The sequence below is a fragment of the Mucilaginibacter sp. genome, from assembly GCF_036383575.1.
Classification (GTDB): domain Bacteria; phylum Bacteroidota; class Bacteroidia; order Sphingobacteriales; family Sphingobacteriaceae; genus Mucilaginibacter.
Genome location: NZ_DASVOB010000826.1, coordinates 1 through 17435 on the forward strand (window position 1 = coordinate 1; position 17435 = coordinate 17435).

Genomic DNA, 17435 nt, shown 5'->3' on the forward strand with positions numbered 1-17435 from the left:
GTTAAGGCTCGCTTCACTAATAATCTGCTTACACCCTGGCGTGTAATAATGCTGGCAGCTTCGCCCGGTAAATTAATTGAATCGGAACTGATCCAGAACCTGAACCCTGCATGTGCCTTGAAAGATGCAAGCTGGATCAAGCCAGGCATGAGCGCATGGGATAACTGGTGGAGCGGCGATGTAAAAATGGATATGCCTACAATTAAAAAGTACATCGACCTGGCATCAGCACAGCATTGGCCTTACATGCTTATCGACTGGCAATGGTATGGGGCATTTAACAAACCGGAAGCTGATATCACCAAACCCGCCCCACAATTGAACATGCCTGAAATTTTGGCGTACGCCAAAGCAAAAAAGGTAAAATGTTGGCTGTGGCTATACAGCTCGGATGTTAACCGGAATGATAATTTTGAAAAAGCTTTTCCAATTTACGAGCAATGGGGCATTGCCGGGGTTAAAATTGATTTTATGGACCGGGACGATCAGCAGATGGTGAACTGGTACCGTCGGATCATTAAAACAGCCGCACAATATCACCTGATGGTTGATTTTCATGGTGCTTATAAACCTGATGGCATTGAGCGTACTTATCCGAACATGATAACCCGGGAAGGGGTTTTAGGAGAGGAATACTCCAAGTTTTCGACCAGGATAACAGCAGGGCACAATACCACCTTACCGTTCACCCGTATGTTGGCAGGACCAATGGACTATACTCCCGGCGGGTTCTTGAATGTAAAGAAGAGTGAGTTCAGAAAAGGCAGCCCTACCCAGGTAATGAACAGCCGCTGTGCCGAACTGGCAAAATTTGTGATTTACGAAAGTCCGTTTACGGTTTACTGCGATGCACCTGAACATATTTTGGGTAAGCCGGGAGCCGATTTTTTAAACAATATACCTACCGTTTGGGACGACACGAAAGTACTTGGCGGATACCCGGGCCAATATATCATCGTTGCCAAAAGAAGCGGTAAAGACTGGTACGTCGGCGCAATGACCAACGACGCGGAAAGGACAATTCAATTGAAAATGGATTTTTTACCATCGGGTAAATATACATTGTCGTCATGGGCGGATGTATTATCCTCACCTCAAAGTTTAACCCGGTCTGAAGGCAAGGTGTCAGCAAGTTCAGTTATAAATATCCATTTGGATACCTCGGGCGGATGGGTAGCCAAAATTACAGCCAATAACTAATCATCGCCCTTTCACCCGGCAACAGAAACATAAAACATAATGATCCGATCATGACAAAGAATAAAACTCTTTTTCCATTTATATTAATAACCAGTTTATTCTTTTTGTGGGGTTTCGCCCATAACCTCGACCCTATATTGATACCGCACTTAAAAAAGTCGTTTACGCTTACAACAGTTCAGGCTACGTTGGTGGATTCCGCAGTGTTTATCGCTTATTTTTTGATGGCCTTACCTGCGGGTTTCATTATGAAAAAATATGGTTACAAAACTGGCATTATAACCGGGCTGCTAATTTTCGCATTTGGCTCTTATTTGTTTATACCGGCAGCCAATACACAGCAGTACACATTTTTTCTGGTGGCCTTGTTTATTATTGCCTGCGGGTTAACCATTTTAGAAACTGCCGCCAATCCCTATGCTTCCTCATTGGGCGATCCCGCGACCTCTACACAAAGGCTTAACTTTGCACAATCATTTAACGGGTTGGCTGCTACCCTGGCGCCTATCATTGGTGGGCGTATTATACTAACCAAAGGGTATACCGCGGCACAACTGGGTACAATGACAGAAGAAGGCCGAAAATTAGCGCTTGCCGCCGAGGCCTCTTCCGTGAAAATGCCCTATTTTATACTTGGCAGCGTGTTGGTAATAATTGCTATCATTTTCGCATTTACACATCTGCCCCGGATCCAACAGCATGAAGAGCATACAGCCAGTAAGAATATTTTCCATGCCTTAAAGCACCGTCATTTAGCCTGGGGTGTTGCCGCTCAGTTTTTTTACGTTGGCGCGCAGGTTTGTGTATTCAGTTTATTTATCCTTTATGCGACAAAATCTGCCAGCCTTACAGAAGTGCAAGCGACCTACTATCTCGGTTTATGCGGCGCTGCATTCCTGATCGGCAGGTTTATCGGCACATTTTTAATGCGATACTACAGCTCGGCAGGTTTACTGGCTGCCTATGGGGGTATTAATATCTTACTTTGCACGATAGCCATTTTTAGTCATGGGATGATCACCGTTTATACGGTCATGGGGATCTGCTTTTTTATGTCGATCATGTTTCCAACCATTTTTGCGCTGGGCATAAAGGGACTTAAGGGTGATACCGAATTTGGCAGCAGCCTGATCATTATGTCTATCGTAGGTGGCGCCATTTTGCCAAGGGTATTCGGTTATATCAGCGACGTAACCGGTAATATTCAATATGGCTATGTGGTGCCGTTAGCATGCTTTGCAGTAGTGGCCTTCTTTGGATTGAAAGGGCATCGTGTAAAAGCGAGGCCGGAAAATGTGCCGGTTGCAGCTATCCTTTAATTATAACCTATTTTCAATATGCAAGAAATCAATCTGCCTAAAGTGATTTTTGGGACAAGCGGGTTAGGAAATTTATATGTCGCACTTTCAGACGATGTTAAATGTGCAATAGTTGCCGAAAGTATCAGGCATTCGCCTAAGCCTGCTGTATTTGACTCGGCCGGTAAATACGGCGCGGGGCTTGCGCTCGAATCGCTGGGGAGCGCTTTGGAACAATTGAAGGTAAACCCATCAAATGTATTGATCAGCAATAAATTAGGATGGCTGCGTACCGAATTAAAAACGTCCGAACCTACTTTCGAACCGGGCGTTTGGCGTGATCTGAAATACGATGCTGTTCAACGAATAAGTTATGAAGGCATCCTTGAATGTTATGAACAAGGGAATGAACTGCTGGGCAATTACCATGCAGAACTGGTATCTGTACATGACCCGGATGAATATCTTAACGCAGCGAGTAATGAGAGCGAACAAACACAACGCTACCAGGATATATTAGAAGCTTACCGTGCGCTAAGTGAGTTGAAACGGGATGGTAAGGTGAAAGGTATCGGCGTAGGTTCGAAGGACTGGCGGATCATCAAAAAAATCGCCCATGATGTAAAGCTGGATTGGGCAATGATAGCCAATAGCATGACCGTTCACAGCCATCCCCCTGAATTAATAGAGTTTATGCAGGAACTTGAGAAGCAGGGGACTTTGATCATTAATTCCGCCGTTTTTAACGGTGGATTTTTAACAGGGTCGGCTTATTATAATTACCGGTTGACAGATCCGGTAAAAGACAAGCATTTATATAATTGGCGGGAGTTATTTTATGGCTTATGTACAGATCATAAAATAAACCCGGCGGATGCCTGTGTGGCTTTTGGATTAAATGGGCCAGGCGTTAAAAGTATCGCCCTGAATACCACCAATCCTGATAGGGTTGCACAAAATGTTGCATTGGCCACTTTAAAGGTCCCAGCACAATTTTGGAAAGAAATGAAACAATACGGTTTAGTTGACGAATCGTACGCTTCTATCTATCTGTAAAAAATTAAATATCACTATGAAAAGATACTGTTTGGCCCTTGATTTAAAGGATGATCCGCAATTGATAGCCCAATATGAGCATTGGCATAAGGCAGAAAATAGTTGGCCGGAGATACGCAAAAGCATACTGGATGCAGAAATTCTCGACATGCAGATCTACCGCACCGGAAACCGGTTATTTATGATCATGGAAACAAGTGATGACTACGAGGCAAAAAGAAAAGAAGCAATGGATGCGCTTAACCCCAAAGTACAGGAATGGGAACAGCTGATGTGGCTATTTCAGCAACCCCTCCCCTGGGCGAAAGAAGGAGAAAAATGGGTACTCATGAAACAGATTTTCAAGCTTTAAAACAGATCAGATGCAGGTAATAGTTTGTGAGGAACCAGGACACTTAGCTTTTAAAGAACAGGAAAAACCCGAAATTAAAGAAGGCTATGCACAGATCAGGATCAGGAGGATAGGAATTTGCGGAACAGATCTGCATGCGTTTGAGGGAACGCAGCCATATTTTAGCTACCCGCGCGTTTTGGGCCATGAGCTTTCCGGCGAATTGGTTGAAACAGGCGGCGCAGCAGGTTTTCAAAAAGGAGACATTGTTACATTTATCCCCTATTTCAACTGCGGCTCTTGTATAGCCTGCAGATCTGGCAAGCCTAATTGTTGCGCAAAGATCAATGTTTGCGGTGTACATGTTGATGGCGGAATGGCTGAATACCTGAATGTACCCACATACTCGCTTGTACGTGGCGAAGGTTTAAGCTATGATGAGCTGGCTTTAGTGGAGCCCCTGGCTATAGGTGCACATGGCGTAAGGCGGGCGGATGTTAAGCCGGGGGAATATGTCCTGGTCATCGGCGCAGGCCCAATAGGTCTGGGGATCATGGAATTTGCCCGCATTGCCGGTGGCAGGGTGATTGCAATGGATTTAAATGCCGGGCGGCTTAAATTTTGCAGCGACAAATTAAAGGTAGATCACACCATCAATGTATCAACCGAAAACGCTTTTGAGCGCTTGGCCGCAATAACACAAGGCGATATGCCTACTGTGGTTATCGATGCAACCGGCAGCTTAAATGCAATTAATAATGGGTTTAATTACATGGCCCATGGAGCCAGGTATGTACTTGTTGGCTTGCAAAAGGGTGAGATCAAAGTTAGCCACCCCGAATTTCATAAACGCGAGGCTACGCTGATGAGTAGCCGCAATGCTACCAGGGAGGACTTTGAACATGTGATCGCATCAATAAAAAATGGCTTAGTGCAGCCGGCAAATTATATTACGCATAGGGTACACTTTGATGAAGTGACAGATAACTTTGAAAGTTGGCTTGATCCTGCGAATGGGGTAATTAAAGCGATGATAGAGATCTAAGTAAGATGAAAAACAACCGACAATTAGTTGGTATCAACTTCTTTTTTTCCTTCTGAAAATCTCGTCCAAATGCCTTACATAAGCAAGTTGAAAATTTACTGAGGTTACCTGGATTTGATTCTGATAAGCATAAACTGATTTATTATTGATCAGCATCAAAAAAGACACCGCCCAATTGGCTTTTTGGTAAACAGCAGATCCCCGGGCAAAAGCTGTGGGATAGATCCTTATTTTTTTATCTCCTGCCAGTTGCGGCTCGTTGCCTCCACTGGCCCCTACTTTCGCCATACCTGACAACAGCCAACGGTCATTAATTACCCATGAATAGGCATATCCTCCGTTTAACCCAACCTGAAAATTGCGAAAGGGACTATTACCGGCAATTGCCATATTGCTATCCAACCCAACTTTGTATAAATAGACGCCCCCTCCCAAAATAAAACTGCCGGCCGATTTGAGTTGCCGCTCACTTTGTTCAAAAGCCGCTTTACCTGAAAACTTATTTCCGTTAAAAACATAGGCAACTTCCCCTCCAATTTGCGAAACTGACAGATCAGGATAGCGAACGATTTCATGGCCTTTTAAATCACTGTAATAAAAACCTTTATATTGCTGTATGAACAGATCAAGCATCAGTTTCCTGCCATAATTATGGATCTGAAAATCTGTTAATTTGGTTTTACCATAAGCCTTACTTTTTAACGACACCACACCATAATCAAACATCGCGTTGATCACCGTGTTTTTTAAGGCGAATATTACACCAACATTGAACGGATTATTGGGGTAATAATTTTTACCCGCCGCCGTCAACAGAACAGCATTAGTGGCTACATACCCGCCTAACAGAATCTTTTGGTTATAATGTCCTATATATGCTGTATCGGCAGCTATTGTCTGGGCCCGGGGCTGATGTGTTGTAAAAACAATAAAGCAAACTATAATATAAACATGTTTCATCACACCTATTGATTAATATCACATCAGCCTTGTAAAGCAAACTGCCGGACGATATAAAAGCAACCTGTCAATTTTCAATTTATTAAAGTTAAACAAACCAGCGCCAAGCATTTGAATAACCGGAGCACTTTGGTCAATTTTAAAACCAAGGCGTGTAGTTTTAAAACCACACGCCTTATAGGGGTATTCAAAAAAAGATCAGTTATGAAGCACCTGGTTCATCACAAGGTTACCGTTAGCGTCGTCTGTAAAATACAGTGTATATATTTTTCCAGCCTGGAGATCAGTGAAACTAAAATTTCCTAAAACGTTCTTAGAAGCCAATCCCACCAATTGTACCGAAAGTGCACCCGGATCTACATATTTGTAGCCGCTTGCTATATTTCTGCTAACATTGCTAACCAGCTCATCACCCGCCGAATTTTTAATTTTGACATCCGAAGGAGCATTGTCGCTTAAGTGTATGAACTTGATCTTTACCTTCCCGTTGTTTGGAGCGGCCAGATCATCCTCAAAGTTTTTTACCCGCGCAGATGATCCTTTTCCGGCGAGGTAAACGGTAAAACTTACGCCATTGGCAGTATAAAGTGAACCGGATGCATAAACTGAATTTGTGCCTTCATTTTTGAACTCCGAAACCATATTTTTCCCCGAAGGCGCAGTTATGTAAGCAGAAGCATCGGTAAAATTAAGTCCGCCGCTTACCAAAACGTTGCCTGCAAGTGTAAAACTCTGTGCCCCGGCATTAGGCGAAGCATTTACTACTTTGATATTAAACTGACCCGACGGGTCGATTGTATTTTTTTTACAGGAAGAAAAACATATTGCTGCCACTACAAGGGCTACACCCGTAAGCAGGTTTCTATAGATTGATGTTGTTTTCACGATTCCTTTTTAATAGTTAGTGTTGAATTGATTGATCCGTTACCTGTACGGCCGGAACATGGTATTACATATACTTTATTTTGATACCTACTTTAGGATGGGTTTTCAGATCGACCTTAAAATCATCGAACGCAGGCTTTTTTAATTTCTCCATAAAGAAATTGGAGAAGCCAAATCCTTCTTTTGGCATCCGGATAAAATTCTTGTCTATTTTCCCGTTCCCATTCTCGTCGTCCAATAATGTGATACCGTATACGCCTTCTTCCAAATTACATTTTACGGTCAGCGTACCGTTAGCCATAGCTTTTTTGTCGAAAATGAATTGCTTGTATGGCTTTTCGTCATTATAACTCACGTCATCTTTGAAAACATTGATGATAATGTTTCCCTTAGGAGATCTGATACCTGTAATATTCAACTCTGTTTCCTTTAACTGCGTTGCAGAAGAAAGAATAATTAGCAGCATCCCCGCGGCCAGGTAAAGGCCTGATAAAAACTTATTTTTCATAATAGTCTTATTTTTAATTGTCATTACTTTAAGCCGAAAGTAACCGCATCCCGCAGGGTATCCTATCAAAAACTAAATAAAGCGGGCATAATAGCGTCTTAATGTTCAAATGAGTAGTTTGAGAAAAATCATGTTTTTGGTGTTAAGCGCAACGGCGTGAGTGTTGAATGATGGTAATTAGCATTAAAAACAAGATAGCTCCTGCTCCTTTTATCGGCATATAAGATGATGTGCCAGGGTATCTACTCACATTGGAGCAGCAGGCATAACAGGTAAAACCCGATGGATAAAAAAGGGCCGTACCCTTTTCAGGTACGGCCCAAACAATTAACCAAAATTCAAACAATGCAGTTGCATTATTGCTCTTCATGCTCCATACGAGGTATTCTTTTCAAAAAAGCTATCAGCGCCTCATCGTGCAAATTAGTCGCTATTATTCAATAATACATCAACCGTTTTTTTGAAAGTACACTAAGTCATTACTGCAGCAGTCTGATCAACTTATTTTTTGTTTGCTCATCTAATGACTTCAATGCTCTTATTTCTTCGGGTACGAGTTTGTAAGAGTGTTCAAATTGCTTCAAATAGTTAAAAGACCGATCAGGATGATAACCTAATAGGCGATTGGTTTCTTCTGCAATGCCAAGATTTTCGGGAATGTACATACCCTCATTGCCATTATCGCCGCTTTTGAGCGTTGCCGTTATCATGGACAAGCGTTTAAATTTCTCTACAAGTCCCGCTGTTACCTCCGGCGCCTGTGCAGCATCATAACTTATACGTATCTGCTGGCTAACCCGGCAATCCTGATCCGGAAGCAGGATATTTAAACACAAATTGGAGCCATCGTAGTTCCAGCTGCCTTCCCGCTTTTCAGAGTTAAATTGCAGCAATTTGCCATTTAACAATACTTTTGAGGGAGGTTGAGTGCCAAATAGTTTCACCGTAAATGTTCTGCGAGCCGGCATCGCCTGATACTTCCCAACGGCAGGACGTATATTTACAACCTGTTCAATGCCCGTCTTCTGCGTCTCTATAGTTGTTGTGGCAAATTCGCTTCCATAATTTTTGTCGTTTCCATTATCCTCGTAAAGCTGAAACTTACCGGTAGCTCCCGGAAAAATCCCCACGGTTAAATTATTGGGATTTTTGTCGAGGTTTTGTATCTGATCATTATACATCGGTATTACAGCGCCCGCTTTTACATATATGGGATATTCGTCAATAGAAAAGGAGCGCTCAATCACCTGCCCTCCCTTTAGCAAAGTTCCGGTTTGCCATTCATACCAGTCGTTTCCTGACGGAAGCCAAACTTTAACAGCAGCAAACCCATCCCGCGACGGCGTTGTTATCGGCCTGATCAACATATTATCACCAAACATGTATTCTTCCTTACAGATATATGATTCGGTCTGTTTTGCGTAATCGTAATACATGGGCCGGCAGAGTCCAATGCCCGTTTCAAAGGTTTTTCTTGACATCGTGTAGATATAGGGCACGAGCGCGTATCGTAGCCTGATGGCATCATGCTGAGGTTTGGCATATTCCGGCCCAAAATTCCAGATCTCTTTTTTGATCGCGGCGTTTTTGGTAGAGTGCGTTCGCATAATCGGACTAAAACCACCGTATTGCAGCCAGCGCGTATACAGCTCTGGCTCTACCCCTTTTTCATTCCCCTTGAGGATGTGCCCACCAATATCATGGCTCCAATAGGTGTACAAAACGTTCGAGGCGGTGCTTGTAAAGTAGGGCTCATAGGCTAATGATTCCCACGACATAAAGGTATCTCCCGAAAATCCGATCTGGTAACGATGATTACCGAGGCCTCCCCAACGGTGATACAACAACGGCCGGGTTTGACCATGCATGGCTTTATCGGTAAAAAAGGTATAGTTAAGCCACCATGTGTTACTTAGCGCAGGGATCTTATTATCATTTGGCCATTGCTGCCAATCCAGCCACCAGAAATCAACTCCTGCTTTCTCTATCGGCCTTAATACAATATCGAACAGGCCACGCATAAAAGCCTTGTTAGATGCTTCAAACGGAATTGGCTTCTTTTGAGAAGTATCCGTCTTCATGTAAGCCGCAAAGCTGTCGTAGCGTTCTTCTGATGGTTGGATCCCGTCTGCCGGATGAAGGTTCAATGTTGTTTTCAAATGGTTTTCTTTTGTCCATTTCAGAAATCCCGAAGGATCAGGGAAAAGGTTTTTGTTCCAGGTGTAGCCTGTCCAGCCCTTGGTATGCCAGTCCATATCAATTACCAAAACATCTGTAGGTACATCAAACCGCTTAAGGTTTTGAACCAACTCCCGAAGTTCATTGTCCGAATAACTCCAATACCTCGACCACCAGTAGCCAAACACATATCGTGGCAGCATTGGCACATGGCCTGCAATTTTGCTAAAATCCAGTAAGGCGGATTTATAGTTGTCGCCATAACCGAAAAAATACCAGTCCAATTTTGGAGCACCGGCAGCAGTTACCCAGGGCCAATCAGAATTATCCAATCTGAGGGATTGGGAATCGTCCAGGAAAAACCAACCATCCCTGGAAAGGATCCCGTCTTCCAGTTGCAGTTTTTGCTTGCTGTACAGGTTCATTTCGCCATCCTGCCCATCCAGTGTGCGGGAGGTTCCTTTTAAATTAAATTTCTGCTTTTGCCCGGGTTTCCATGAAACCGTATCGGCGTTCAAAAAACGGATCCTTAGATTAGTACTGTCGAATACCCCGGAATTGATTTTATAGGCAAGTTCTATCTTCTTTGTTTTCAGATGGAACCAGTTATCCTCCGTACGGGTAGTAAATGCTGGAACAGGAAGCTTACGGTTAACCACAACCAGCGAGGCCCTGTTATCATAACTTGCGGGCTGGCCCCATTGTAACCTGACCAGTTGATCGGTAAGTACGGTAAAACGGGCATTTCCCAATTGTACTACCGATGTAGGATCTGGAATTAATTGATTTCCACTTTGGCCATATGTTTTGGTAGTGAGCAGAACAAGTGCCCAAGCTACTGTTCTGAAAATTATGATTAATTTTTGTTTGTAGGAGATGATCATATGAATGAATATTTAAATTGTGATTAGGAATAACCTTAAGGGGCTGAGCATAGCACATCCGGCCGGGTTAAAAAATCCAATTGTATCTGATATTAAAAGAAAAAAATATGGGTTACTATAAAATTAAGGAGTGGGCGCAAACCTCCGTGTTAAGCATTTGCTTCACGATTTTCAACAGTCAGTTTAAAGCGGTTGTCTTATTCAGAACAACCGCTTCATCAACTGGCCGGCCTTAATCTTCTACATGAATATTATTTCAAATCATTGATAAAAAGAGTAAGCACCGTTATTAGGGTTTAGGTTACCATCCATAGTTTTGCACCAATGCAGGATCAATATTGATCTCCGTTTGTGGTATCGGCATCAGGTAATGACGATCGGCAAAAACGCGCGTTTGGTCAACCACTGTTTTGTAAAACACCGCTACACCAGCCGCTTCGCTGTTTGCATCAAAACCGGTTGAGTTCAGTTCTTCGGGAGTTGGCCTCGCGTTCATGCCGTGCATGTTTCCATTGTCTACAGTTTTAGCTATTAACCACCGGCGTACATCCCAAAAACGCTGATTCTCGAACGCAAATTCAACACGTTTTTCATTTTGGATCCTTTTACGCATGCCCTCTTTGGTATTATCAGCTGCGATGATAGGCAAGCCAGGCATGGATACACGGTTTCTTACAGCATTTACAGCATTATACACGTCACTGTTAGGTGCCGGCAAATATTCATTCATCGCTTCAGCATAGATCAAATAGATCTCGGCCAGGCGTATCAGCGGAAAATTGCGGTTAGCGCTGCCGTTACCCTTTAAATTAACAGCAGGATCGGCCCATTTTCGCCAGTTATAACCTGTTTCGCAGTTGGTACCGGGTTTAGGCCATCCGTCGCAGCCGCCCCCATTATTGCCAAACCAGGCAAATTTCAATGGCCGCGCATTGTTGGTATAATTCCAAACATCGTACTGAAAAAATATAGTAGCATAAAAGCGGGGATCCCTGTTTTTATACATGTTTGATATATTGGAAACTGATGTGTTCCTCACACCATCCCAAAGCTGGCCATTCCAATAGCCAGTGGTTTGATAACCGGATTGAGCATCAGTTATTGGCCGGCCATTGTTCATTTCGTAAGCATCAACCAATTCCTGAAAAACGCTCATCTTTCCGTTGCCATTAACTGCGTTCCCATCCCTACCGTTGGGCATATAAGTGCCTTCAAAATCGCGGTTACTGCTAATGATCAGCGGCAATATGATCTCATTATAATTACGGGTAAAAAATAATTGCGCGTAGTTATCAACCGGATTAGATGGGTTTGGATTGGATAATGAATAGGCGTTCAAGTCTAATACTGCTTTAGCTGCATTGGCTGCCAGTAACCACTTATTATTATCATAAGCCTGTGAAAACAACTGGGTTCCGTCTGTATTTTTAACGCCGGCATACATGGTATTACCATTAAATAAAGGACTGGCTGCATAAAGTAAAGCACGTGCTTTTAGGGCTAAGGCCGCTCCTTTGGTAATGCGTCCGTAATCGGCTGAGCCACTGCCATAATTTACAGGTAAAATTTCGGCAATGGCGTCACACTCTGAAGTGATAAATTTTACCACTTCGTCAACCGTGTTTCTTGACGTGGTGGTAGCAGCCGGATCGGTGGTAGCTAAAACTGTGTTTACTAAAGGTACGGCACCATACCTTCTGAACAATTCAAAATATTGATTGGCACGCAGAAACCTTGCCTCAGCTTTGTAAAGCGGGATCCTTGGCCCGTAATAATCGCTACGGGAAGCAGGGATGGGTGTTTTATCAATACTCGCCAAAAAAATATTTGCCGAACGGATGTATTGATAAGCGCTGCCCCAAATGTCAAGCGAGTTGTTGGTAGCATTCCAGGCTCCTGAGTTAAAAGACAATTCGGGCACGTTTTCCCAATGATTTTTGCACTCATCGGTACAGGCACCTAAAATCGTTCCGCCACCATGGATGAATTGAACATCGTTGTTGTTTAAGGATTTATATAAGTGGGCCCAGGCATCTTCGGCGTTTTGAATATTGCTAAAAACAGCGTCCTGCGTAACAAGTTCTGTAGGAACTACATTGAGATATTTCTTGCAGGAAACCACAGTAATGCAGGCAATTAAAAACAGATATATAAGTTTATTGCTTTTCATGTTGAATGTTTTAAAATGTAAATCTTAAACCGGCGTTGATCACCTTTTGCTGCGGATAGGTTCCGGTACCGTTGTTCCCAATTTCGGGGTCGAAATTGAAATCTTTAAGTTTGCTCCAGGTTAACAGATTAATACCGTTCACAAAAATGCGCGCGTTGTCTATACCTATACGCTTCATCCAGGTTGAGGGCAAGGTATAACCCAGTTCAACAGTTTTTAAACGGAGGTAATTTGATGAATAGATCCAAAAGGTGGACGCCTGCTGATTGTTTACATTATCGGCAGATGAAATGCGCGGGAACATGTAATTAGCGTCCGGGTTTGAGGCCACCCAGTGATTATCAACAACCTGGGTTAACGCACTGGCAAATCTCGAAAACGGATACACCCCGGCTCCTGATAGTAAAGTAGAACCACCTAAGCCACCCTGAAACAGTACGCTAAGGTCAAAATTGGCATAATGATAACCCAACGCTACACCAAACTGTGATTTGGGATTGGCCACTTTACCGGGAAGATAGCCTGCATCAAGGCTGTTGATAACGCCATCGCCGTTCAGGTCTTTGTACTTGATATCGCCGGGTTTGGTAACGCCAAGGCTTGATTGCGAAGGGCTGTTATCAATATCCTGCTGGCTTTTAAACAGTCCGAGGGCTGTATACCCATAAATCTCGTTGATGCTGGTACCTTTTAAGGCCTGCCATTCGCGGCCGGGATAATCAGGTTGGGCATAAAACAGGATCTTGTTGGCGGCGTAGGCATAATTGATAGTGATGCTATATCCCTGTTTTTTGCTAAAGTCATGCCTGTGTGTAAGCGAGATCTCATAACCCCTGTTATCGGTTATGCCCGCGTTAACTGCCGGAATTTGTGGCAAACCAATAAATGCAGGTATTAGTTGAGAGGTGGCCAGAATATTATTACGGCGTTCTTTAAACACATCTGCAGAAAGCGAGAACATCCCTTTCCATAAACTCAGATCGATACCCAGGTTTAGTTTTTTTGATCGTTCCCAGGTTAACAGGGTGTTGCCTGCCTGGCCTTCCAGGTAACCGTCATAGCCGTTTCCATCGCTATTAAAGCCAAACTTGTAAGCATTGGTTTCTTTTACCCAGGTGCTTAAGTAAAGAAACCTGCTCGATCCTATTTTATCATTACCAACAATACCGTACGATCCTCTTAATTTAATTTGATCAATAAAACTAAGTGATGGATTATCTTTAATAAAATGCTCGTTTGATGCTATCCAACCTGCCGAAACCGCCGGAAAAAATCCAAACCTGTGCCCCGCTGCAAAGTTTTCAGACCCATTATAACCAAAGTTGAACTCGGCAAGGTAACGATCATCATAAGCGTAAGCGGCACGGCCCAACACACCCTGGTACTTATAAGGCAAACCAGCGCTCGCGTTTCCGACACCACCACCTACGGCATCAAAAAAGCTCGACTGGTTATAGATGGCCATGGCTTTTACGGAGTGTTTGCCAAAATCGCGATCATAATTAATATAGGCTTCCAATACAGTACGGCGCGATCCGTTGGCGTTTACATCGTAACCGAGGGTGCCATTGCCGTTGTTCACAATTACATAATGACCGTTGGCTGCCAGATCGGTTTCCGTATCGGCAACTCCCTGGTTTAATAAATATTGATAGGTGATATTAGATAAAGGCCTGCTTACGTTCCGGAAATTATCGTTATCAAAAGATAACCGAACACGCGTACTCAGGCCTTTGGTTAACCAACCCAAATCCCACTTAAAGCCTGCTGTTGATTGCAGCGAGGTTTCAAAATTCCGTTGATAACCCGATTGTGTTAGGTCGACATAAGGTGATTGATTAGTGTTAGGCGCTGCACCCGGCGAACCATCGGGGTTGGTAATCGGGTAATACCATGAAGGCGTTTGTTTAATATCGTTAAAGATCTGCGATGCATTCGCGCCCGGGTAATTCCTGTCGTATACTATGGCACCCAGGTTAAGTTCCATCGACAGGTTTTTGGTAAGGTTTAGGTCGATATTTGAGCGAAAGTTGTATTTATGGGTTATGGCCTGGATATCGTACTGGCTTACCGCGTCTTCATAATTATACAAACCATTTTGCTGCAGATAGGATAAGGAGATAAAATATCTTGTTTTTTCGGTACCACCGGTCACGTTCAAATTACCCTGCGACAGGTATGAAAACGGCTTCAGCATTGTTTTTGTCCAATTGACGCTGGGGTATAGATATTGATATGCAGGATATGATCTGTCGCGGTATTTATTCAATAAAACATCAGTATAGGCGCTGGTATCTGCAAACAGGCCATCGTTCACCAGACCTTCTTTGTAAAGCTTGCGCCCGGTATATGAATCAACATATTGCGGTAAAGCAGTTGGCGATTGCCAGCCGTTTTGGGCTGTTGCAGAGATGCGTGATGTGCCTATTTTCCCGCGTTTGGTGGTTACCAATACAACGCCGTTGGCACCCTGGATACCATATATCGCAGTAGAGGCCGCATCTTTCAGGATACTGACACTCTCAACCTCATTGGCGTCCAAACCGCTAAAATCCCTCTGGATACCATCAACCAGGATCAATGGAGCAGAATTATTGGTTGTACCAAAGCCCCTGATATTTAAATAAGAACCATCGGCTCCTGGCTCGCCGCTATTTTGAATGGTTAATAAGCCTGGTAAGCGACCGGCCAGGGCGTTACTTAAATTAGCAACCGGGCTTTGCTGCAGCTCTTTGGTGCCCACCGCTACTATAGCGCCTGTTACCCGTTCTTTACGCTGGGTTCCGTAGCCTACCACAACAATTTCCTGCAGGCCGGTGCCCGGACTAAGCGCAATAATACCAAGGTCTTTAGCTACCTGAACTTCTTTGGTTACATAGCCTATAAAAGAGATGACCAGTGTGCTATTGTCGGGAATGTTTTTAAAGGCAAATTCACCTTTTTCATTGGTGGTCATCCCCTGCGCTGTTCCTTTGATTTTTACCGAAGCGCCGGGCAAAGGTTTGCCCGTTTCGTCTACCACGGTTCCCTTAACTTCGATATTTGCAACAGCGGCTTTGTTTCTATCGGAATCCGCCCCGTTAGCTTCGCCGTTGCTTTTTATGACAATGGTTTTTTCGGCAAAACTATATGATAGCGCCTGCCCCTTTAACAAAAGATCGAGTACTTCCCTGATATCGGCATCTTTAACGCTGATAGATACAGGAGGGGTATTTTGCAACAGCTTGTTCTTATAAAAGAAGGTATAGCCACTTTGCTTATTGATATCCTTTAATATTTTTTCGAGTGATACCCCGTTTTCTGACAAGGTGATCTTTTGGGCGAACACATCTGCTTTAACTTGAAAAGTAAAAGCAATCGTTAACAAAATAATTAGCTTCATCACTAAAAATGTTCTTCGACATAAAAACAGAAATTCGCAGTTTTTTGAACTACGTTGATTAATTTTCATAGTTTCGTTTGGTTTTTGGTTTGATTAAAATTGAACTGTGTCGGTTTTCTATTAATCTCTGATCCAGAAACTACCGCGCAAGCGGACTCAGCCGGTTGTGTTGGAAGCACTGCCGGCATTTTTTTTGAATGAGATCTTGATGGGAGCTTTTTAAGTATCTTTTTTCTTCATCGTAATTGGGTTTTGAGGTTAATAATTGGTTATTGGTTTTATGATTGTATTTTGGGGATCATAAGCTATTACTGGGAAACAATAAGTTTTCGCCCGTTCAGTTTTACATTAATATCGTCCAGTTTCAGGATTTTGAGCACTTCAGAAAAAGCCGCATTCCTGGGAATTTCGCCGTTATAGGTATCGTTGCCCATCTGGCCCTGATATTCTACCTCAACGTTGTACCACCTGGAAATTTTACGCATTACATCATGGATATCAGCGTTCCTAAATAAAATCACGCCGTTTCTCCATGCCACAAACTCATCAGCATCAACAGTTTGTTTAGATAATTGATCATTTTTAAAAACTGCCTGCTCATTGGGTTTTATAATGATTTCCGATGAGGCTGAAGTTGAAGGCCTGCTCTTTCCATAAACTTTAACGCTACCTTGCAGCAGGGTTGTTTTCACTGCATTTTCATCCTGATAAGCATTGATATCAAAGTGTGTACCCAGCACTTGTACTACCTGACCGGCGCAGGCCACTTTAAATGGCTTGCTGGCATCATGGGCAACTTCAAAGTACGCTTCACCTGAAAACTCGACCACTCTTTCGCTGCCTGCAAAATCAACCGGGAACTTGATGGTGCTACCGGCATTTAGCCAAACCTTTGTCCCATCTGCCAGTATAAGCTGATACTTCCCGCCCCGGGGCGTTGTCAAAATATTGTAAGGCTGTGGAGAACCGGTAATTTCGGACGTATTTTTCCGATAGGTCACACTGCTATCTACATCATTATTGGCAGAAACATGGTTAAGCGTAAACAATTGTCCTTTTTTTGCCCCATCAAGCGTAATTTGTTTTCCGTCGACAAGCGTTAGCGTAGCTTTATTGCTGCCCGGCTTAATGATGTTTTTATCGGATGTTAATTCGTAAGGTTTAGTATTTCCGCCGAAATACTTAATAGCAACAAGTAATCCTCCGAGCGCAAAAATTATGATCGCTGCGGCCCACCAACGTACCGGCATAAGCCTTTTTACCTGGTTTTTAGAAAGCCTGTTATGCAGATCTATTTTCAGACGTTTCTCAACGTCCGCTTTATCTCCGAAATCAGAGCTCCAGGGGATATCCGACAATTCGAAGTTATCACGGTATTCTTCAAATAATTTTTGCTCTTCCGGCGTGCAGTTGCCCGAAGTGCAGCGCTCATATAATTTAATAAATTCTTCGTAAGACATGGCTATAACGGTTATTCTTATAGACAATTCTCCCTGCGATAACTCACACACTTTTTTATTTTTTTTTAGATTTTTTTC

General features: G+C 43.2%; 12 protein-coding genes. 5 read left to right on the forward strand and 7 right to left on the reverse strand.

Features of this window, described 5'->3' with window-relative positions; all coding sequences use genetic code 11:
• The 5 genes from VF500_RS29115 to VF500_RS29135 form a co-directional block, all read left to right on the forward strand.
• Positions 1–1200: glycoside hydrolase family 97 catalytic domain-containing protein (locus VF500_RS29115; RefSeq protein ID WP_330863018.1), on the forward strand; the 1200-nt coding region annotated here is incomplete at its 5' end.
• A 50-nt stretch (positions 1201–1250) separates the two neighbouring features.
• Positions 1251–2519, forward strand: a complete 1269-nt coding sequence (gene fucP / locus VF500_RS29120; protein ID WP_330863019.1) for an L-fucose:H+ symporter permease — start codon at positions 1251–1253, stop codon at positions 2517–2519.
• An 18-nt stretch (positions 2520–2537) separates the two neighbouring features.
• The gene (locus tag VF500_RS29125) at positions 2538–3554 is read left to right on the forward strand and encodes an aldo/keto reductase (RefSeq protein WP_330863020.1); all 1017 of its coding nucleotides are present in this window, start codon (positions 2538–2540) and stop codon (positions 3552–3554) included.
• A 16-nt stretch (positions 3555–3570) separates the two neighbouring features.
• Positions 3571–3906 carry an L-rhamnose mutarotase gene (locus VF500_RS29130; RefSeq protein WP_330863021.1) on the forward strand — a complete coding sequence of 112 codons (336 nt, stop codon included), beginning with the start codon at positions 3571–3573 and terminating at the stop codon, positions 3904–3906.
• 10 nt (positions 3907–3916) lie between these two features.
• Positions 3917–4930, forward strand: a complete 1014-nt coding sequence (locus VF500_RS29135) for a zinc-binding alcohol dehydrogenase family protein (protein ID WP_330863022.1) — start codon at positions 3917–3919, stop codon at positions 4928–4930.
• A 33-nt stretch (positions 4931–4963) separates the two neighbouring features.
• On the opposite strand, the gene VF500_RS29140 is transcribed toward VF500_RS29135, so the two are convergent.
• The 7 genes from VF500_RS29140 to VF500_RS29170 all read right to left on the reverse strand — a co-directional run bounded on the left by VF500_RS29140 (position 4964) and on the right by VF500_RS29170 (position 17357).
• The gene (locus VF500_RS29140; protein ID WP_330863023.1) at positions 4964–5890 is read right to left on the reverse strand and encodes a DUF4421 family protein; all 927 of its coding nucleotides are present in this window, start codon (positions 5888–5890) and stop codon (positions 4964–4966) included.
• Positions 5891–6088: 198 nt separating this feature from the next.
• Positions 6089–6775: a DUF4397 domain-containing protein gene (locus VF500_RS29145; RefSeq protein WP_330863024.1), complete on the reverse strand. Its 687-nt coding sequence runs from the start codon at positions 6773–6775 to the stop codon at positions 6089–6091.
• Positions 6776–6839: 64 nt separating this feature from the next.
• A complete protein-coding gene (locus VF500_RS29150) occupies positions 6840–7283 on the reverse strand; it encodes a DUF2141 domain-containing protein (RefSeq protein WP_330863025.1) in 444 nt (147 codons plus the stop codon).
• Between the two features lie 479 nt (positions 7284–7762).
• On the reverse strand, positions 7763–10345 hold the full coding sequence (locus tag VF500_RS29155; protein ID WP_330863026.1) for a TIM-barrel domain-containing protein: 2583 nt from the start codon (positions 10343–10345) through the stop codon (positions 7763–7765).
• Between the two features lie 301 nt (positions 10346–10646).
• A complete protein-coding gene (locus VF500_RS29160) occupies positions 10647–12515 on the reverse strand; it encodes a RagB/SusD family nutrient uptake outer membrane protein (RefSeq protein ID WP_330863027.1) in 1869 nt (622 codons plus the stop codon).
• Positions 12516–12525: 10 nt separating this feature from the next.
• Positions 12526–15897: a TonB-dependent receptor gene (locus tag VF500_RS29165; RefSeq protein ID WP_330863028.1), complete on the reverse strand. Its 3372-nt coding sequence runs from the start codon at positions 15895–15897 to the stop codon at positions 12526–12528.
• A gap of 308 nt (positions 15898–16205) precedes the next feature.
• Positions 16206–17357 carry a FecR family protein gene (locus VF500_RS29170; RefSeq protein ID WP_330863029.1) on the reverse strand — a complete coding sequence of 384 codons (1152 nt, stop codon included), beginning with the start codon at positions 17355–17357 and terminating at the stop codon, positions 16206–16208.
• Positions 17358–17435 lie beyond the last annotated feature (78 nt).